This window comes from Escherichia sp. F1, assembly GCF_046764225.1.
In the GTDB taxonomy this organism is placed as follows: domain Bacteria; phylum Pseudomonadota; class Gammaproteobacteria; order Enterobacterales; family Enterobacteriaceae; genus Escherichia; species Escherichia coli.
Genome location: NZ_CP177202.1, coordinates 1 through 19,835, shown reverse-complemented (window position 1 = coordinate 19,835; position 19,835 = coordinate 1). Strand labels below are relative to the sequence as shown.

Below are 19,835 nucleotides of genomic sequence, written 5' to 3'. Positions count from 1 at the left end.
TCTAGAGATGATCTACAAAAGCATTGCGGAGCGGTTAAGAATTCGACTTAACTCCGCGGATTTCACGCTAAACAGCCTTCTTCCCGGTGAAAAAAAGTTGGCGGAAGAATTTGCGGTATCGCGGATGACCATCCGTAAAGCCATTGACCTGCTGGTAGCGTGGGGGCTGGTGGTCCGCCGCCACGGTAGCGGCACTTACCTGGTGCGCAAAGATGTACTGCATCAAACCGCCAGTCTGACCGGGCTGGTGGAGGTGTTAAAACGCCAGGGAAAAACGGTCACCAGCCAGGTGCTGATTTTTGAAATCATGCCTGCGCCTCCGGCCATTGCCAGCCAGTTACGGATTCAAATCAACGAGCAGATCTACTTCTCCCGTCGCGTTCGTTTTGTGGAAGGGAAACCGCTGATGCTGGAAGACAGCTATATGCCGGTAAAACTGTTCCGTAACCTTTCGCTGCAACATCTGGAAGGGTCGAAGTTTGAATATATTGAACAAGAGTGCGGGATTCTGATTGGCGGTAATTATGAAAGCCTGACGCCGGTGCTCGCCGATAGACTGCTGGCGCGGCAAATGAAGGTAGCGGAACACACGCCACTGCTGCGGATCACCTCGTTGTCATATAGCGAGAGCGGGGAGTTTTTGAATTATTCAGTAATGTTCAGAAATGCCAACGAATACCAGGTGGAGTACCATTTACGGCGACTCCACCCGGAGAAGAGTTAACCGATACTCCAGAAGAGCACCGCCAGTAATTGGGGGGTGATAATGCGCAGGAACATCACCAACGGATAGACAGTGGCGTAAGAAAGCGCCGCCGCACCGCTGGTTGGATGAAGATTATTAGCAAACGCCAGCGCCGGAGGATCGGTCATGGAGCCAGCCAGCATCCCGCACATGGTCAGGTAATTCATTTTGGCTAACATCCGCGCCAGAATGCCAACAGTAATCAGCGGAACGGCGGTGATCAGCGCACCATAACCAATCCAGCTTAGCCCTTCGCCATTGACCAGGGTATTCACAAAATCCCCACCAGATTTCAGACCAACGACCGAGAGGAACAGCACGATCCCCAGCTCCCGCAGCGCGAGGTTGGCACTTGGCGGCATAAACCAGTACAGCTTGCCGATACTGCCGATACGCCCGAGGATCAACGCCATAATCAGCGGACCGCCCGCCAGCCCCAGTTTCAACGCGGCCGGGAATCCCGGCACAAAGACGGGAATAGAACCTAACAATACGCCAAGCCCGATACCAATAAACACCGGCAGCATCTGAACCTGTTGCAGTTTTTGCTGCGCATTCCCCAGCACATTGGCAACGGCATCAATTGCGGACGGACGCCCCACCAGGTTGAGGATATCGCCGAACTGCAGGCTGATATCGCCACTGGCAACCAGTTCGACCCCGGCACGGTTCAGGCGCGAAATAACAACGTCATAGCGTTCTTTAAAGTGCAGGTCGCGAATACGTTTTCCGAGCACGTTTTCATTGGTGACCACCACACGCTCGACGCGCAAATCAGTGCCTTTCGTAGACAGCGAGGTATCGACCTCCTGACCAATCACCAGTTGCGCATTATGTAAATCCGCTGGCTGCCCCACCAGATGCAGCAAATCGCCCAGTTGGATAATGGTATCTGGCGAAGGTACTTTTAGGGTTTCTTCTCGTTTCAGACGCGAGCAGATAATTTTGTCGCCGTTGAGAATCGGTACATCTTTAATGGCTAAATCATGCAGGTTAGGGTTCTCAACGCGAATATTGATAGTCTTGATCAGCGCGCCGCCATTGGTGCGTGAAGACTCGTGCTGCTGGGCTTCTGTCTCGACATTGACGCGGAAAATAACCCGCAACATCCACATGGTGAACAAAATCCCGCAAATGCCGAATGGATACGCCATCGCGTAACTCATCCCCATCTGATCGACCATTTCCATTGGTGTACCCAGGTCGCGCAAGATCTGCTGCCCTGCCCCCAGTGCTGGCGTATTGGTTACCGCACCGGAGAAAATCCCCAGTACTACCGGCAGTGGAATATCAAACAGTTTATGCAGGATGGCGGTAACCAGACCACCGATGATGACGATCAGAACAGCAAACAGGTTGAGGCGTAATCCGGAGACGCGCAATGAGGCAAAGAAGCCCGGACCCACCTGAATCCCGATGGTATAAACGAACAGGATCAGGCCAAATTCCTGAATAACATGCAGCATATCGCTACTTAATGTCATCCCCGCCTGAGAAACAAAATGGCCGACGATGATCCCACCAAACAGCACGCCGCCAATACCTAATCCTATGCCGCGAAATTTGACGTTGCCGATAAACAAACCGACGACTGCCACCAAAGCCAGAATACTGACCGTTAATGCTATATCACTCATCGTCCATTTCTCTTGAGATAACATTTTAATTGCTACGGATTATGGCTGAATCGGTGAAGCAGATTTGCCTTATAGCGCACATTATCACGGGAAAGAACGTGCCGAAATATCTTAAACAGGCGAAAATTAACGCATTGTTGAAGAAGAAAGACAAAAAAAGCCCCACCAGAATGGCGGGGCAAAGAGAATAGCTAGTTAGCTATTTAACGCGGGACGTTCGCTGATAGCGATACGCTGCGCTGCGATGGGTTCAGGCTCATTACGAATTAAATCAATATGCAGTAAACCGTTTACGAAGGTTGCACCAGAGACTTCCATATTTTCAGCCAGCGTAAAGCTCAGGCTAAATGGCTGATTCATAAGCCCTTGATGCAGCCATTTTTTCTCTTCTTTTGGCTGCTCCGGCGTGCCTTTTACGCTCAGGCGCGTACCTTCCAGTTGAATCTCTAAATCTTCCTGACGAAAACCTGCCAGCGCAAGGGTAATGCGGTAGTGGTTATCGTCGCTTTTCTCAATGTTGTACGGCGGGAAGCTCTGGCTTTCACCGGCGTTTTGCAGTGCGTTGGCCAGTTTGTCAAAACCGATCCATTGACGCATCAGTGGGGATAAATCGAAGTTACGCATAGTCATTTCTCCTTCTAAGAAGCGAGTAAGTACCTGCAAATCCGAAGATTCGCATATGCTCCCTGACGGCGAGCATGGAGATGTCAGGCCGCGCCAGGCGGCCTTAAGGAATTAGTTGATTTCGATACGGCGCGGTTTTTTCGCTTCCGGAATCACGCGTTCGAGATCGATATACAGCAGACCATTCACCAGGTTAGCACCACGAACATGAATGTTCTCAGCTAACTGGAATTTGCGTTCAAAGTTGCGTTCAGCGATGCCCTGGTACAGATAGGTGCGCTCTTTTTGTTCGTCGGCGTGAGCACCTTTCACCACCAGCAGATTATCCTGGGCGGTAATTTCCAGTTCGCTCTCAGCAAAACCAGCCACAGCGATAGCAATGCGGTAATGGTTTTCGTCTACCAGTTCAACGTTATACGGAGGGTAGCCGCCATTACTCTGGCTCTGGTTGTTTTCTAAGTGGTTAAACAAACGGTCAAATCCAATAGCAGAACGGTAAAGCGGGGATAAATCAAAGTTACGCATAATCAATAGCTCCTGAAATCAGCGAGAATGTAAGACCTTCCACAATGGACAGGTCAGGTAGCCAGAACACCCATCAGGCGCGTCCTCATCGGCTACGATGTAAAAATGGGTCTGGAAATGAACTTTTCAAGCCTTATCAGCGGACTTTTTTTTGCAGTTTATGGTCTATTGCATAGACTGAGGGGGCAGCACGAAACGTTAAAGTGCGATAGCCGCCACAGTGCGACGTAATGATGATGTTATTTTCAGCAAGGGATCGCTATAACTCATCAGGCCAACACCCACGATCAACAGATGAATTTATTATGATAAGAAATGTGTTGTTAGCGTTCATGATATGCAGCGGAATGACATTACTCGGAGGATGCTCCAGCGTGATGTCCCATACCGGGGGGAAAGAAGGAACGTATCCCGGCACCCGCGCCAGCGCCACCATGATTGGCGACGATGAAACCAACTGGGGCACTAAGTCGCTGGCGATTCTCGATATGCCGTTTACCGCTGTGATGGACACGCTTTTACTGCCGTGGGATGTGTTCCGCAAAGACAGCTCGGTGCGCTCACGCGTTGAAAAAAGCGAAGCCAACGCGCAAGCCACCAATGCGGTTATTCCACCCGCCAGAATGCCTGATAACTGATTTAGCGATCAGTTTCGGTGATCCACAGCTGGCCGCCTTCCATCCACGCCAGCCATCGACCATCCGGCGAGAAGACCACGGCGTCCGCAGAAGGTGGATTGGCGTGGTTTTCGGTTAAATACTCAACCTCGCCGCTTTGCGCATGGGCGCAAGCAATTCGATTATCCAGCACAAAGCCCAACCATTCTCCTGATGGATGCCAGTTAAATGCAGACTGAATATCCGTTTTGTTATGGGTTAACTGGCGCGGCTCGCCGCCCTGTGGCGAGATAAGCCACAGTTGCACAATGCCGTTATCATCACGCATTAAAAACGCGATTTGCGTACCCTGCGGATTACAGCGCACCCAGTGGCGCGGGACGTTGACTAATCCCGGATAAGCCCGATGGTGGGTAAAGGTTAAACGTCGCTGCACGACGCCGCGCGGTGGCGCGGGCAGGGTGGTTTCCGTTCCACTTAACGGCGCATCACCTGCTGCTTTCCAGCCAGCTTCATCTTGCGGTAACTCAACGATAAATAGCTCCGGCACTTTCTCGCCCTTTGGCGAAAGTGTGTCGCCAATAAATGCCAGCGCGTGATTTCCTACCCATCCTTCTTCATAAGCACGATTGATTTCATCGCTGCCAGGCTGCGGTGTGGGCGTGGTTTTACTCACCAGCACGCACCAGTGGCTACCGCTGTATTCACGCGGATGCTGCTTTTGTACGTTGACCGGGCCAAACGGTGCAGCAACACCGACGTTTCGCAAATCCAGCGCCGGGCAGAGTTGATGCATTACATGGTCGTTATAGGTAAAGCTCACCCTTTCACCGTTCGGGCTAAAGACATGCACATGGCTGCCGCCGCGCAGCGCTCCTGGCGTATACGGCGCGGTAATATCCATCGCATCAAGGTTACTCATCTTGCCGCCTTCAACAATCACTCCGCGCCGATGATGGAAGTCGTAATGCCATGTTTCATCAGGATTTTCCGGGCCGTGGATGAAGACATACTTCTCTGACTTCGGATGAACGGTCACCACGCCGACGTGTGCGCCCTGTGACGCGCGATAGATAACCTCGACCTCGCCGGTATGGATATTCACACGCTCAATGGTCTCGCCGGTAAACGACGCCCCTGAAGGACGAACGTCAAATACCAGCCACTGGCTGTCGGGCGTCCAGGTATTGGTATTGGTGAGCAGGTGATTACGGGGAGCAAAGGTTATCTGTTTCATGGCGCGGTCCTGATACAAAACGGTTCCCGCCATCATACTTCACAAGGACTTCACTTTCAGACAATAGTCTTTCGCCATCGTGATGAATGTGAGTGAAAAGATGGAACATTTCGACGTGGCGATTATTGGCCTCGGCCCGGCAGGGTCGGCGTTGGCACGAAAGTTAGCAGGCAAAATGCAGGTGATCGCGCTGGATAAAAAGCACCAGCATGGTACTGAAGGTTTCAGCAAACCTTGTGGCGGTCTGCTGGCACCGGACGCGCAGCGATCTTTTATTCGCGATGGACTGACGCTTCCTGTCGATGTGATCGCCAATCCGCAGATTTTCAGCGTCAAAACTGTCGACGTCGCCGCATCGCTCACGCGTAACTACCAGCGAAGCTATATCAATATTAATCGCCATGCTTTCGACTTGTGGATGAAATCGCTGATCCCCGCCAGCGTTGAGGTTTACCACGATAGCCTGTGCCGGAAAATCTGGCGTGAGGATGATAAATGGCATGTCATTTTTCGTGCAGACGGTTGGGAGCAGCATATTACCGCCCGCTATCTGGTCGGTGCCGATGGTGCCAACTCGATGGTGCGGCGACATCTCTACCCGGACCATCAAATTCGTAAATATGTCGCTATCCAGCAGTGGTTCGCAGAGAAGCATCCGGTGCCGTTCTACTCCTGCATCTTTGATAATGCGATAACTGACTGTTACTCATGGAGTATCAGCAAAGACGGTTATTTTATCTTTGGCGGTGCCTATCCAATGAAAGACGGTCAGACGCGTTTCGCGACGCTGAAAGAGAAAATGAGCGCCTTTCAGTTCCAGTTTGGCAAAGCGGTGAAAAGTGAGAAATGTACCGTGTTGTTTCCCTCACGTTGGCAGGATTTTGTCTGCGGTAAGGACAACGCCTTTCTGATTGGTGAAGCAGCGGGATTTATCAGCGCCAGCTCGCTGGAGGGAATTAGCTATGCGCTGGATAGCGCAGAGATTCTGCGTTCGGTGTTACTGAAGCAGCCGGAGAAGAGCAACGCCGCCTACTGGCGCGCCACCCGCAAACTGCGTTTAAAACTCTTCGGCAAGATAGTAAAAAGCCGATGCCTGACCGCACCGGCTTTAAGAAAGTGGATTATGCGCAGTGGTGTGGCGCATATTCCACAGTTGAAAGATTAGCCAACGCGCTTCACATCGCCCACCAGCAGGATGTAAGAGAGCGCGCCAATCAACGCGACGGCAGAAATATAAACCAGTGCAGGTGCGAAACCGTAACCCTGCGCCAGGTACCCCACCACCAGCGGAACGGTGATGCCGCCCAGACCACCGGCAAAGTTAAACACGCCGCCGGTTAAACCAATCAGGCGCATCGGTGCCAGAGAAGAGACCAGTGACCAGGTAATCGAAGCAAAACCGTTGCCGAAGAATGCCAGCGCCATCAGGCACATAATCATCATCGGATCGTTAGTGTAGTTAGCGCCCATAATGCAGGTGGAGATCAGCAAGCCGCAGATAATCGGCGTTTTACGCGCAAAGCCCAGTGAAAAGCCCTTACGTACCAGCAGATCCGCGACCCAGCCAGAGAGCAGGACGCCGACAAACGCCGCGAGGAACGGCACCGTGGTCATAAAGCCTGCTTTCAGCGCCGTGATTCCTTTTTCCTGGGTTAAATAGTTCGGGAACCAGGTTAAGAAAAACCACAGTGTAGAAGCCACCGCAAATTGCCCAAGATAGACACCGATCAGTTTACGATGGAACACCAGTTTCCAGTCTTTGGCTGTTAACGGCTGACGCGCCTCTTTTTTCACCGGCGCATCGCCATCCACCAGACCGCCGCCATCACGAATGTAATCCAGTTCAGCTTTGCTGATGCCTTTGGTCAGACGCGGCGGCTGATAAACCTTAAACCAAATCAGCGACCAGATAATGCCGATACCACCGGTGACAATGAACACCCAGTGCCAGCTCAACATCTCCTGAATCCAGATCAGCAGCGGAGTCAGAAACGCCAGACCGACAAACTGACCAGACGTATAAAAACCAACGGCAGAAGCGCGTTCATGTTCCGGGAACCAGCTGGTCACCATCCGGTTATTGGTCGGGAAAGCGGGCGCTTCGAAAATACCGGTTATCGCGCGCAGACCAATTAATGACATTAAGCCCGTGGCAAAGCCCTGGAATAAAGTCGCCACTGACCAGCCAAATATCGCAATAAAATAAGTCACGCGAGAACCTACGCGATCTAAAAACCAACCGCCGGGGATCTGGCATAACGTATAAAGCCAGGCGAAGGCCGAAAATACATAGCCCATTTCCGCTTTCGTAATACCGAACTCTTCCTGAATATGGGCGGAAGCCACGGCCAGGTTAGCGCGGTCAACATAACAAATGACCACCGTAATAAAGATCATCACCAGCGTCAGATAACGCCGACGCCCCGGCTTTGCTGCATTAACGGGAATATCCATAGCGAGCTTTCTCCAGATTTTGGGCATAGCGAAGCCGCTCACCATGCCCTGTAATTTACAGAGGGTTATATTTTTGTATTGCTGTTTTAGTGCCCGATGAGGGGCTTACGTGGCAGGAATTACCACTCTGCTACGCTGTTATCTTCATGACGCCAGAGCGGATTACGCCAGTCCGGGGCATTTTTACTGAACTCAATAACTTTAGCTTCGTCGATTTCCACGCCTAAGCCCGGTTTCGTTAATGGTTTAAAGAAACCGCCGACCATGCTGAAGTCTTCTTTGTTTTTCACAAAGTCGAGTAACTCCGCGCCTTTGTTGTAATGAATGCCCATACTTTGTTCCTGAAGTACGGCGTTATAGGAAACAAAGTCGATATGCAGACAAGCCGCCAGTGCAATCGGTCCGAGCGGACAGTGCGGCGCAAGGGTCACGTCATAGGCTTCTGCCATTCCGGCAATTTTGTAGCATTCGGTAATACCGCCTGCATGAGAGAGATCTGGTTGCAGAATCGAAATACCGCCCGCCTCCAGCACGCGTTTAAAATCGAAACGTGAGAACATGCGTTCACCCGCCGCCAGTGGAATATGCGTTTGTGCCGCCAGTTTCGGGTAGTATTCGGCTTGTTCTGCCAGCACCGGCTCTTCAATAAACAGCGGGCGATACGGCTCCAGTTCTTTAATCAGCACTTTCGCCATCGGCGCGCTGACGCGACCGTGGAAATCAAGACCAAACTCAATCTGATTGCCAAAAGCTTCACGAATTTGTGCCACGGTGTTGACCGCCGCATCTACCGCGCGGGAGTTATCAATTAGCCCCAGTTCTTCACAACCATTCAGTTTGAAGGTATCGAAGCCGATTTCGCGCAGGGTTTTTATGCCGTCGATAACATCCGCCGGACGATCGCCGCCGACCCAACTGTAGGCTTTAATTTTGTCGCGAACCAGGCCGCCCATCAGTTGCCAGACCGGCGCATTCAGCACTTTGCCTTTGATATCCCATAACGCCTGGTCGATCCCGGCGATGGCGCTCATCAGGATTGGACCGCCACGATAAAATCCGGCGCGATACATCACTTGCCATAAGTCATTGATGCGCGATGGATCCTGACCAATCAAATAGTCACCCAGCTCGTGAACTGCCGCTTCCACCGTACGGGCGCGGCCTTCGATCACGGGCTCGCCCCAGCCGGCCACGCCTTCATCGGTTTCAATTTTCAGGAACATCCAGCGGGGAGGTAAACGATACGTGGTAATTTTGGTGATTTTCATTGCACTGCCTCTCGATACGCCTTAACAAATGCTGCTGCCTGCTGCGCGGTGCGTTCTACGGACTGCCCGGCCCGATAGAGATCGCTGCCTAAGCCCGCCCCTGCACAACCTGCGTCTATCCACTGCGCCAGGTTTTCTGGCGTCACGCCGCCAACGGCAAAGACTGCGATGTCCGGTGGCAGTACCGCTTTTAACGCTTTGATGTATTGCGGACCAAAAGCCGATGACGGGAATATTTTCAGCGCCTGCGCGCCCGCGTCGAGCGCTGTAAAGGCTTCGGTCGCCGTCGCGCAGCCGGGGCAAACGGTCATGCCGTAGCCCACCGCACGGCGGATCACTTCACTATGGATATTGGGCGTAACGATGAGCTGGCAGCCCATCCTGGCGAGCACATCGACCTGTTCAGGTTTCAGTACCGTACCCGCGCCAATCAACGCCTTATCGCCGTATGCATCAACGATGGCGGGAATGCTTTTCTCCCATTGAGGGGAATTCAGCGGGATTTCAACCGCGTCGAACCCGGCGTCAATCACCGCGCCAACATGCGCCAGCGCCTCGTCGGGCGTAATACCGCGCAAAATGGCGATCAGCGGGAGTTTAGTTTGCCACTGCATGAGCGATGCTCCTTATACCAGCCTGAAATGCCGTGTCGCCCGCTACCGCCGCCACGTCGCAACCCATCGCCTGAAAGGCTTGCTGGTAGCGCGCGGTCAGCGATGTTCCGGCGACAAGGGTGATGGCGTGTTGATGGGTCACATAGTCGCGCATACTGGCAACCTCTGCGCCAATCAACAATCCAGAGAGAAATTCGCTGACCTGTTCGCGGGGAAGTGTTCCCAGCACATGCGAAGCGCGAACTTCAAAAAGCTGCGGCAATATGGCGGGAGCATTAAGGCCACGCTCAAGGCCAGCCGCGAAGGCATCGGCAGAGTTTTCCTGCGGCGGCAAACCTGCGCCAATCAATGAGTGATTTAACAGTAAATGATGTAATTCACCGGTCATTACGGTGTGAAAATCGTTGATTTGCTGGCTATCGGCCTGCACCCATTTGCAATGGGTTCCGGGCATAACATAAAGAGAGGAAGGAGCCAAAGTGCGCGCGCCGATCAATTGTGTTTCTTCGCCGCGCATCACATTGTGGTTATCGTCATGAGAGACGCATAATCCGGGAATAATCCAGATATTGTCGCCAACCGACGTTAATTGTTCGCCAATAGACGAAAAACGGGCAGGAACGGATAAATACGGCGCGACTTTCCAGCCGACATTGCTGCCGACCATTCCTGCCATTACCACTGGCGTTTTCTCTTCATGCCAGTCGGTTGTGACTTCTGCTAACACCGCAGCCGGAGATTTTCCGTTCAGGCGCGTGACGCCTGCTTCTGATTGCCTGCTCTCCAGGCAGTGGTCGCCCTGATAAAGCCAGGCGCGCAGATTGGTCGATCCCCAGTCAATTGCGATGTAGCGAGCTGTCATGTGATTTCCTTTAACCTTCGTGTCGAGCTGGCAATCATGGTAAGCGCCGCCTGCTCTGCCGCATCGCCGTCCTGATGCCGTATAGCATCGAACAGCGCCTTATGTTCCTGGAGCGTTTGCGGCATGTTGGCCTCATCGCCCATCCAGGTTCGTTCAAAAACCGCCCGCTGCAACGAACTGATCGCAATGCTAAGTTGCTGTAACACCGGGTTATGCACCGACTGCAGCACCGCCTCGTGGTAGCGAATATCCGCTTCGTTAAACGCTTCGCGGTCCTGATTGTTGGCAATCATCTCGTTCAGCGCCGATTCAATCTGCGCCAGATCGCTGGAAGTCGCGCGTTCTGCCGCCCAACGGGCAATCGCCGGTTCCACCAGGTTTCGCACTTCGCTCATTGCACTGATAAGCCGTGGGTCGTAGTCGTTTTCCAGCACCCATTGCAGTACGTCAGTGTCGAGGTAATTCCACTGGTTACGCGGTGCCACAAACGCCCCGCGATAACGTTTCATTTCAATCAGCCGCTTCGCCATCAGCGAACGAAACACCTCACGGATAATGTTGCGCGAGGTTGCAAACTCCTCACAGAGTTCCGCCTCAGCCGGAAGCGGCGAGCCTGGCACGTATTTGCCGTGAACGATCTGTTTACCCAGCGTAATAACGATGCGATCGGTTTTATTGAGAGTCATGGAGAGTCCTTGTGCTCTGTATGTTCTTCTCTACTTTACCCCGATCGATGCATAACGCGGCAACTTTGTAGTACCAGCGTGATGACGTTCGCGTTTGCCGTGTGCGTAATGTAGTACAAAATTATATTGTTGTACTACAATTTAGATCACAAAAAGAACAATGCATAAAAAATGACATGCGTCGGGCAGAAATCTGAAAAGGGAGAACAGGCGCTAAACAGGAGGGAAAGAAGAGTATGCTTTCAACGGCTTAGCTACTCGTTTAAAGGATTAATCATGAAGTTGAATTTTAAGGGATTTTTTAAGGCTGCCGGTTTGTGTTCTTTGGCATTTGCGTTGACCGGATGTATCACCTGGGGATTGGTTTCCAATACTGCAAGCCGTCCACATGCCGAGCAATGGCGGTCAGACACGATTAAGGGTTTATCGCTGGCAGAAGATAGTAACGGTACGAAAGGCTATGTTTTTGTTGGTGAATCGTTGGACTATCTGTTGACCACCGGCGGCGGTGAGGTGGTTAAAATGCTGAACGATCCGGCAATTCATGGTGAAAGAATCACCGTTTCTGATAACGCGAAATTTATTTTAAGCAGCAGTAATAAGAAATTCTCTGGTGCTATTACGCTCTATTACGACTGGAACAACGAAGAAGATAAGGCACTGGCAACACAATATGGTTTTATTTGTGATACCCGCCGTTGTACATGGATGCTGGACGGCCTGAAAGGCTCTATCCACCAGAAAAATAAAAAAGCGGATTACTCAAACGTGATGGTTTTCCATCAACCCTTTACGGTGGGATTTTATGAGTACAAAGCATCAGATGGCGTTCCGCGCGGCCTCGTTAATGCGCTGCTACCAGTCACTCTTACGCTGGATATAGTAACGTCACCACTGCAGTTCGTGATTTTATGCACTACCAGAAATTGTTAATCGCTGCGGGCAAACGCGTTTATGCTGTTTGCCCGCCCACAGATTAATTCAACACAAACTTCTCAATAGCAAACGCTACGCCATCTTCAAGGTTGGATTTGGTGACAAAGTTCGCCACTTCTTTCACCGAAGGAATAGCGTTATCCATCGCCACACCGACGCCTGCATATTCAATCATTGCGATGTCGTTTTCCTGATCGCCAATCGCCATGATTTCTTCCGGTTTAATACCTAACACGTCGGCCAGTGATTTCACACCCGTACCTTTGTTAACGCGTTTATCGAGGATTTCGAGGAAGTACGGCGCACTTTTCAGCACGGTATATTTCTCTTTCACTTCCTGCGGAATACGCGCGATAGCCTGGTCGAGGATGGCGGGTTCATCAATCATCATCACTTTCAGGAACTGGGTATTGGGGTCCATTTTCTCCGCTTCGCAGAACACCAGCGGAATAGTGGCAACGAAGGATTCATGCACCGTGTAGTAGCTGATATCACGGTTGGCGGTGTACAGCGTGGTGCGGTCCAGCGCGTGGAAATGAGAACCGACTTCGCGGGAGAGTTTTTCCAGGAAACGGTAGTCGTCATAGCTGAGAGCGGTTTGCGCCACAGTGCTGCCATCAGCGGCCTTCTGTACCAGCGCGCCGTTATAAGTAATGCAGTAGTCGCCCGGCTGTTCCATATGCAGCTCTTTCAGGTAGTTGTGCACGCCTGCATACGGGCGACCCGTCGTTAGCACGACATTCACGCCACGGGCGCGAGCTGCAGCAATCGCATTTTTAACGGCAGGTGAAATGGTGTGATCGGGCAGCAGAAGGGTGCCATCCATATCGATAGCAATGAGTTTGATAGCCATGAGTTCCCCAGGTAGATTGGTTCCTGACCCATGCTAACGCGATTCCGCTCAAAAATCAGTACAACACCCGAGGGAAAAGGGGGATGCAACGCGCGTTGCGTGCTCCCCATTTGCTTAGCGGAAGAGTTTCCCTTTCAGCAGTTCCATGCCTGCGGAAAGCAGATCGTTATTGGCTTGTGGTGACACTTCACCTTGCGGTGAGAGTGCATCAATAATCTTCGGCAATTGTTCTGCCAGTAAACTGGAAGCCGTACTGGTATCAACGCCCAGTTTTTGCCCGAGATCGGACACCGCATTTGTGCCGAGCGCCGATTCCAGTTGCTCGCCGCTAACTGGTTGGTTGCCCTGTTGATTACTCAGCCAGGTTGAGAGAATGGCACCTAAACCGCCACTTTGCAGTTTTTCCAGCAGCACCTGAATGCCGCCCTGCTCCTCAACCCAGCTCAAAATGGCCTGATATTTCCCCGCATCGCCTTTCAGAAAGGCACCGACAACTTCATCAAAAAGCCCCATGATAATCACCTGTAAAGCGTTACGTGTTGACTCAAAAAGTATAGATCTGCGGGATGATAATTGCGGATTGCAGAAATAAAAAGGGCGAAGATGATCTCCGCCCTTTTCTTATAGCTTCTTGCCGGATGCGGCGTTAACGTCTGATCCGGCCTACAAAATCATGCAAATTCAATATATTGCAGGAGTCTCGTAGGCCTGATAAGCGTAGCGCATCAGGCACGCTCGCATTGTTAACGCCATTAAATATCGATATTCGCCGCTTTCAGGGCGTTCTCTTCAATAAACGCACGGCGCGGTTCAACGGCGTCGCCCATCAGCGTGGTGAACAACTGGTCGGCAGCAATCGCATCTTTAACGGTAACGCGCAACATACGGCGGCTTTCCGGGTCCATAGTGGTTTCCCACAGCTGTTCCGGGTTCATCTCGCCCAGACCTTTATAACGCTGGATGGAGAGGCCACGACGGGACTCTTTCACCAGCCAGTCCAGCGCCTGCTCGAAGCTGGCTACCGGCTGACGACGCTCGCCACGTTCGATAAATGCATCTTCTTCCAGCAAGCCACGCAGTTTCTCACCCAGCGTGCAGATACGACGATATTCGCCGCCGGTGATAAATTCGTGATCCAGCGGATAGTCAGTATCCACACCGTGGGTACGCACGCGAACAATCGGTTCAAACAGGTTTTGTTCGGCATTGGTGTGGACATCAAACTTCCACTGGCTGCCGTGCTGTTCTTTGTCGTTCAGTTCGCTGACCAGCGCGTTCACCCAGCGGGTAACGGTCTGTTCATCAGAGAGGTCAGCTTCCGTCAGCGTCGGCTGATAGATAAGCTCTTTCAGCATTGCTTTCGGATAACGACGCTCCATGCGGTTGATCATTTTCTGCGTCGCGTTGTACTCAGACACCAGTTTCTCTAACGCTTCGCCAGCCAATGCCGGTGCACTGGCGTTGGTGTGCAGCGTTGCGCCATCCAGCGCGATGGAGATTTGGTACTGATCCATCGCTTCGTCGTCTTTAATGTACTGTTCCTGCTTGCCTTTCTTCACTTTGTACAGCGGCGGCTGAGCGATGTAGACGTGACCGCGTTCAACGATTTCCGGCATCTGACGATAGAAGAAGGTCAACAGCAGCGTACGAATATGCGAGCCGTCAACGTCCGCATCGGTCATGATGATGATGCTGTGATAACGCAGTTTGTCCGGGTTGTACTCGTCACGACCGATACCACAGCCAAGCGCGGTGATAAGCGTCGCCACTTCCTGAGAAGAGAGCATCTTATCGAAGCGCGCTTTCTCAACGTTGAGGATTTTACCCTTCAGCGGCAGAATCGCCTGGTTCTTGCGGTTACGCCCCTGCTTCGCAGAGCCGCCCGCGGAGTCCCCTTCCACAAGGTACAGTTCGGAAAGCGCCGGATCGCGTTCCTGGCAGTCTGCCAGTTTGCCCGGCAGGCCCGCTAAATCCAGCGCACCTTTACGACGGGTCATTTCACGCGCGCGACGCGCAGCTTCACGGGCACGAGCAGCATCGATAATTTTGCCGACCACGATTTTAGCGTCGGTTGGGTTTTCCAGCAGGTATTCTGCCAGCAGTTCGTTCATCTGCTGTTCAACCGCCGATTTCACCTCAGAAGAAACCAGTTTGTCTTTAGTCTGGGAGGAGAATTTCGGGTCCGGCACTTTCACGGAAACGACCGCAATCAGGCCTTCACGCGCATCGTCACCGGTGGCGCTGACTTTGGCTTTTTTGCTGTAGCCTTCTTTGTCCATGTAGGCGTTCAGGGTACGGGTCATCGCCGCACGGAAGCCTGCCAGGTGAGTACCACCGTCACGCTGCGGAATGTTGTTGGTAAAGCAGTAGATGTTTTCCTGGAAGCCATCGTTCCACTGCAGCGCCACTTCAACGCCAATACCGTCTTTTTCAGTGGAGAAGTAGAAGATATTTGGGTGGATCGGCGTTTTGTTCTTGTTCAGATATTCAACGAACGCCTTGATGCCGCCTTCATAGTGGAAGTGGTCTTCTTTACCGTCGCGCTTGTCGCGCAGACGAATGGAAACGCCGGAGTTGAGGAACGACAACTCACGCAGGCGTTTCGCCAGAATGTCATATTCGAATTCGGTCACATTGGTGAAGGTTTCGAGGCTTGGCCAGAAACGCACCATGGTGCCGGTTTTTTCAGTCTCGCCGGTAACCGCCAGCGGAGCCTGCGGTACACCGTGTTCGTAGATCTGACGGTGAATTTTACCCTCGCGCTGGATAACCAGCTCCAGTTTTTGCGACAGGGCGTTTACTACCGAAACACCAACGCCGTGCAGACCGCCGGACACTTTATAGGAGTTATCGTCAAATTTACCGCCTGCGTGCAGAACGGTCATGATCACTTCCGCCGCCGATACGCCCTCTTCCGGGTGAATACCGGTCGGAATGCCGCGCCCATCATCCTGTACGGAGACAGAGTTATCGGCGTGAATGGTGACGATAATTTCTTTACAGTGACCCGCGAGCGCTTCGTCGATAGCGTTATCTACCACCTCGAATACCATGTGGTGCAGACCGGTGCCGTCATCCGTGTCGCCGATATACATACCCGGGCGCTTACGCACCGCATCCAGCCCTTTCAGGACTTTGATACTGGAGGAGTCATAAGAATTCGACATCAACGTTTCTCGCTCATTTATACTTGGGTTAATCCGTTATTTTACCCTTTTCCACGGTAAACATCTTCGAATTTTCGTCCGACATGTCTATAACGTGTTCAGCACTGATCGCGCTGACAAAGACCTGTGATTGCGTCGCTTTTAAGCGGCTGGCAAGCAGCCCGCGACGCTCATCATCAAGCTCAGAGGCAAAATCATCTATCAGGTAGAGACACCGCCGCCCGCTTTCCCGGGTGAGGAACTCTCCTTGCGCCAGACGTAAGGCGCACATCAACAGCTTAAGCTGCCCACGCGATAAGGTATCTTCCACCGGCGCACCGTCGGCGCGAATGCGTAAGTCCGCTTTATGCGGGCCATGCGCGGTGTAGGTTAGCTGGCGATCGCGTTCAAAATTACGTTCCAGCACCTCAGCGTACTCTGTCTCTTTCTCCCAGCCGCGCTGGAAAGAGAAAGTCAGAGAAAACTCAGGGAGAAATTGCTTACAGGTATCAGCCATATCGGCCGCGATACCGGCGCTATACTCCGCGCGCCAGGTACTGATTTGCTCCGCCAGCGGGATCAGTTCTTTATCCCACGGGCGTAGCTGTTCGTAACGTGTCACCTGGCGCAGCGCCGCATTGCGCTGCTTGAGCAATCGCTTGAGATTGCTCCAGGCGGTGAAAAATCCGGGTTCGTTGTGAAAGCATCCCCAGTCGAGGAATGCTCTTCTGTATTTAGGGCCGCCGTTGAGTAAAGTAAACCCTTCAGGCGTTATCAGCTGCATCGGCATCAGGTGCGCCAACTCCGCAACCTTATGCCCGTCAGTACCGTCAATACGGACTTTGCTGTCGCCCTGTTTGTCTTTGGTTAAGCCAATCGCCGTCTCGCGCTCTTCGCCCTGTAATCGCCCATGGAGAACAAACGCCTCCTGCTCATGGCGAATGACGCGACCAATCTGCAAACTGCGAAACGCCCGACCATGGCCGAGCGTATAGATGGCTTCCAGCACGCTGGTTTTGCCACTGCCGTTGGCACCTACCAGAAAGTTAAAGCCGGGAGATAAAGCGAGATCCGCGGTTTCGATATTGCGGAAATCGCGGATCAACAAGCGGGTGAGGGACATTACAGTCTCATTGGCATGACAACATAGGCAGCCGACTGTGATGCGGCATCTTCAATCTGCACGCTGGAAACCGAATCGGTCAGCATCATGCGCACGTTTTCGCATTTCAGCGCGTTCAGAACATCCAGCACATAGCTGACGTTGAAGCCGATTTCCATCTCCGCACCGCTATAGGTAACGTCGAGGATCTCTTCCGCTTCTTCCTGTTCCGGGTTGTTGGCGGTGATTTTCAGCTGGTTTTCGCTGACATACAGACGTACGCCGCGGAATTTCTCGTTAGAGAGAATTGCCGCGCGAGCAAACGCCTGCTTGAGGAGATCGCAACCTGCTTCCAGATGTTTGTCCGGGTTCTTCGGCAGAACGCGTCGGTAATCCGGGAAGCGACCATCCACCAGTTTCGAGGTGAAGATAAAGTCGCCAACGTGGGCGCGAATGTTGTTGCTGCCAATCTGCACGCGCAGCGGATTGTCGCCGCCGTCGAGCATACGCATCAGTTCAATCACGCCTTTACGCGGCACGATCACCGAATGGCTTGGCAAAGATTGACCAATTGGCATTGAACAGACTGCCAGACGGTGGCCGTCGGTCGCCACGGTGCGCAGTTCTTCACCTTCGGTTTCAAACAGCATACCGTTTAAGTAATAGCGAACGTCCTGATGCGCCATAGAAAACTGGGTCGCTTCAATCAGACGCTTCATCGTCGCCTGCGGCAGGGTAAATTCGACTTCGCTCTGCCAGTCATCGAGATTCGGGAAATCTGCCGCTGGCAGGGTAGACAGCGAAAAACGGCTACGCCCGGAGCGCACCAGCATCCGCTCACCTTCCAGCTGCACGGCAATTTCCGCGCCTTCAGGCAGACCACGGCAGATATCAAAGAATTTGCGCGCTGGAACGGTCGTCGCCCCTGGCTCGTGCGGCTGAACCAGCGCAACGCGTGCCACCATTTCCATCTCGAGATCAGTACCGGTCAGCGACAACGTACCGTCAGCAACCTGTAACAGCAGATTACCGAGAATCGGTAGCGTAGGACGACCACCTAACGGACCGCTCACCTGTTGTAGCGGTTTTAATAAATGCTCACGTTCTACGGTAAATTTCATAGGTTTACGATGACAATGTTCTGATTAAATTTGAAAAATCTTCTTTGATATCGTGGCTCTCTTCACGCAACTGCTCGATCTTCCGGCAGGCATGAAGCACCGTCGTGTGGTCACGACCACCAAACGCATCGCCAATCTCCGGCAGACTGTGGTTAGTCAGCTCTTTCGCCAGCGCCATCGCCATCTGGCGCGGACGCGCCACCGAGCGGGATCGACGCTTGGAAAGGAGATCCGCGACTTTGATCTTGTAGTACTCCGCCACCGTCTTCTGAATATTGTCGATGGTGACCAGTTTTTCCTGCAATGCCAGCAAGTCGCGCAGCGCCTCACGCACGAAGTCGATGGTGATCGCCCGTCCGGTAAAGTTAGCGTTAGCAATAACGCGGTTCAGCGCGCCTTCCAGCTCACGTACGTTAGATCGTAGACGCTTGGCGATAAAGAACGCCACTTCGCCCGGCAAACGAATGTCGTTTTCGTCGGCCTTTTTCATCAGGATCGCCACGCGGGTTTCCAGCTCTGGCGGTTCGATCGCCACAGTCAGCCCCCAGCCGAAGCGGGATTTCAAACGATCCTCAACGCCGTTGATCTCTTTCGGATAGCGATCCGAGGTGAGAATGATCTGTTGATTACCTTCCAGCAGGGCGTTGAAGGTGTGGAAAAACTCTTCCTGAGATCGTTCTTTATTAGCAAAAAACTGAATATCGTCGATCAGCAGTGCATCTACGGAACGGTAGTAGCGTTTAAACTCTTCGATCGCGTTGTTTTGCAGGGCTTTAACCATGTCCTGAACAAAGCGCTCGGAGTGCATATAAACCACTTTGGCATTCGGCTTGCGCGCCATAATGCCGTTACCCACCGCATGCAGCAGGTGAGTTTTACCCAGACCCGTGCCGCCATAAAGGAACAACGGGTTATAGGCACCGCCAGGGTTATCTGCCACCTGGCGAGCCGCCGCGCGCGCCAGTTGGTTAGATTTACCTTCAACGAAGTTATCAAACGTGTGTTTGACGTTTACGTTAGAACGATAGGTCGGTTCTGCCGGGGCCGGGACGTTATCCCAACCTGAGCGCGTAGAAGGCGCAGCACGTTGCGGCTGCGTTTGCGCCACCTGTGCAGGGGCCGCGACGTTGCTCGTCACTGCCGCTTGTGGCGTTTGCGTCACCGGTTTGGTGCCGACTTCAAAACGCAGCTGTGGGGCATCCGCTCCGCAGAAACTGGTTAGCAGTCCATTGATATTATTAAGGTACTTGTCCCGTACCCAATCGAGGACAAAACGGTTTGGCGCGTACAGGGCCAGCGTGTTATCGCTCAGTTCCGCCTGCAATGGGCGTATCCACATACTGAATTCTGTGGCTGGTAACTCATCCTGCAATCGGGCAAGACACTGCTGCCAAAGCGAAAGTGACAC

The 19,835-nt window shown here is 52.7% G+C and carries 19 protein-coding genes and 1 other annotated feature; of the genes, 4 read left to right on the top strand and 15 right to left on the bottom strand.

The window, feature by feature from the left end; genetic code table 11:
* Positions 1-7 precede the first annotated feature (7 nt).
* Positions 8-724 (top strand): GntR family transcriptional regulator, encoded by a 717-nt coding sequence (locus ACK8NJ_RS00095; protein WP_001309076.1) that lies wholly within the window; start codon positions 8-10, stop codon positions 722-724.
* On the opposite strand, the gene ACK8NJ_RS00090 is transcribed toward ACK8NJ_RS00095, so the two are convergent.
* From ACK8NJ_RS00090 to ibpA, 3 genes are all read right to left on the bottom strand, one after another.
* Positions 721-2,382: a putative transporter gene (locus ACK8NJ_RS00090; protein WP_001279752.1), complete on the bottom strand. Its 1,662-nt coding sequence runs from the start codon at positions 2,380-2,382 to the stop codon at positions 721-723. The two genes, ACK8NJ_RS00095 and ACK8NJ_RS00090, sit on opposite strands and share 4 nt — an antisense overlap.
* A 195-nt stretch (positions 2,383-2,577) precedes the next feature.
* Positions 2,578-3,006, bottom strand: a complete 429-nt coding sequence (gene ibpB, locus ACK8NJ_RS00085) for a small heat shock chaperone IbpB (RefSeq protein ID WP_001243431.1) — start codon at positions 3,004-3,006, stop codon at positions 2,578-2,580.
* Between the two features lie 111 nt (positions 3,007-3,117).
* A complete protein-coding gene (gene ibpA / locus ACK8NJ_RS00080) occupies positions 3,118-3,531 on the bottom strand; it encodes a small heat shock chaperone IbpA (RefSeq protein ID WP_001243437.1) in 414 nt (137 codons plus the stop codon).
* Positions 3,525-3,597, bottom strand: a sequence feature (ROSE (Repression Of Heat Shock gene Expression) occurs in the 5'-region of heat shock genes and acts as an RNA thermometer to modulate expression.). It overlaps the preceding gene by 7 nt.
* A gap of 239 nt (positions 3,598-3,836) precedes the next feature.
* Here ibpA and ACK8NJ_RS00075 point away from each other — a divergent pair.
* Entirely contained in the window at positions 3,837-4,169 is a 333-nt protein-coding gene (locus ACK8NJ_RS00075; protein ID WP_000620888.1) for a YceK/YidQ family lipoprotein, read from the top strand.
* A gap of 1 nt (position 4,170) precedes the next feature.
* Here the strand turns inward: ACK8NJ_RS00075 and ACK8NJ_RS00070 are convergent, their stop codons facing one another.
* Positions 4,171-5,385, bottom strand: a complete 1,215-nt coding sequence (locus ACK8NJ_RS00070; protein ID WP_411962018.1) for a DUF3748 domain-containing protein — start codon at positions 5,383-5,385, stop codon at positions 4,171-4,173.
* A 100-nt stretch (positions 5,386-5,485) separates the two neighbouring features.
* On the opposite strand from ACK8NJ_RS00070, the gene cbrA reads away from it, so the two are divergent.
* A complete protein-coding gene (cbrA, locus tag ACK8NJ_RS00065; RefSeq protein WP_001362495.1) occupies positions 5,486-6,550 on the top strand; it encodes a colicin M resistance lipid reductase CbrA in 1,065 nt (354 codons plus the stop codon).
* Here the strand turns inward: cbrA and ACK8NJ_RS00060 are convergent.
* The 5 genes from ACK8NJ_RS00060 to dgoR all read right to left on the bottom strand — a co-directional run bounded on the left by ACK8NJ_RS00060 (position 6,547) and on the right by dgoR (position 11,269).
* A complete protein-coding gene (locus tag ACK8NJ_RS00060; RefSeq protein WP_000253455.1) occupies positions 6,547-7,884 on the bottom strand; it encodes an MFS transporter in 1,338 nt (445 codons plus the stop codon). The two genes, cbrA and ACK8NJ_RS00060, sit on opposite strands and share 4 nt — an antisense overlap.
* Before the next feature lie 74 nt (positions 7,885-7,958).
* Complete coding sequence (gene dgoD, locus ACK8NJ_RS00055) at positions 7,959-9,107, bottom strand: galactonate dehydratase (protein WP_032352954.1); 1,149 nt, start codon at positions 9,105-9,107, stop codon at positions 7,959-7,961.
* The gene (gene dgoA / locus ACK8NJ_RS00050) at positions 9,104-9,721 is read right to left on the bottom strand and encodes a 2-dehydro-3-deoxy-6-phosphogalactonate aldolase (protein ID WP_048968365.1); all 618 of its coding nucleotides are present in this window, start codon (positions 9,719-9,721) and stop codon (positions 9,104-9,106) included. The genes dgoD and dgoA overlap by 4 nt, the downstream gene beginning before the upstream one ends.
* Positions 9,705-10,583 carry a 2-dehydro-3-deoxygalactonokinase gene (dgoK, locus tag ACK8NJ_RS00045; RefSeq protein ID WP_411962017.1) on the bottom strand — a complete coding sequence of 293 codons (879 nt, stop codon included), beginning with the start codon at positions 10,581-10,583 and terminating at the stop codon, positions 9,705-9,707. Before dgoK ends, dgoA begins: the two co-directional genes overlap by 17 nt.
* Positions 10,580-11,269, bottom strand: coding sequence for a D-galactonate utilization transcriptional regulator DgoR (dgoR, locus tag ACK8NJ_RS00040; protein ID WP_000174305.1), 690 nt, complete (start codon positions 11,267-11,269; stop codon positions 10,580-10,582). Before dgoR ends, dgoK begins: the two co-directional genes overlap by 4 nt.
* A gap of 276 nt (positions 11,270-11,545) precedes the next feature.
* On the opposite strand from dgoR, the gene ACK8NJ_RS00035 reads away from it, so the two are divergent.
* Positions 11,546-12,202, top strand: coding sequence for a hypothetical protein (locus tag ACK8NJ_RS00035; RefSeq protein WP_411962016.1), 657 nt, complete (start codon positions 11,546-11,548; stop codon positions 12,200-12,202).
* Positions 12,203-12,245: 43 nt separating this feature from the next.
* On the opposite strand, the gene yidA is transcribed toward ACK8NJ_RS00035, so the two are convergent.
* From yidA to dnaA, 6 genes are all read right to left on the bottom strand, one after another.
* Positions 12,246-13,058 carry a sugar-phosphatase gene (gene yidA, locus ACK8NJ_RS00030; protein WP_000985548.1) on the bottom strand — a complete coding sequence of 271 codons (813 nt, stop codon included), beginning with the start codon at positions 13,056-13,058 and terminating at the stop codon, positions 12,246-12,248.
* A 114-nt stretch (positions 13,059-13,172) separates the two neighbouring features.
* Entirely contained in the window at positions 13,173-13,571 is a 399-nt protein-coding gene (locus ACK8NJ_RS00025) for a YidB family protein (protein ID WP_000522200.1), read from the bottom strand.
* Between the two features lie 239 nt (positions 13,572-13,810).
* Positions 13,811-16,225, bottom strand: coding sequence for a DNA topoisomerase (ATP-hydrolyzing) subunit B (gene gyrB, locus ACK8NJ_RS00020; RefSeq protein WP_001298010.1), 2,415 nt, complete (start codon positions 16,223-16,225; stop codon positions 13,811-13,813).
* A 28-nt stretch (positions 16,226-16,253) separates the two neighbouring features.
* Positions 16,254-17,327 (bottom strand): DNA replication/repair protein RecF, encoded by a 1,074-nt coding sequence (recF, locus tag ACK8NJ_RS00015; RefSeq protein ID WP_000060112.1) that lies wholly within the window; start codon positions 17,325-17,327, stop codon positions 16,254-16,256.
* A complete protein-coding gene (gene dnaN / locus ACK8NJ_RS00010; protein WP_000673464.1) occupies positions 17,327-18,427 on the bottom strand; it encodes a DNA polymerase III subunit beta in 1,101 nt (366 codons plus the stop codon). The genes recF and dnaN overlap by 1 nt, the downstream gene beginning before the upstream one ends.
* A gap of 4 nt (positions 18,428-18,431) precedes the next feature.
* Positions 18,432-19,835 (bottom strand): chromosomal replication initiator protein DnaA, encoded by a 1,404-nt coding sequence (gene dnaA, locus ACK8NJ_RS00005; RefSeq protein ID WP_000059111.1) that lies wholly within the window; start codon positions 19,833-19,835, stop codon positions 18,432-18,434.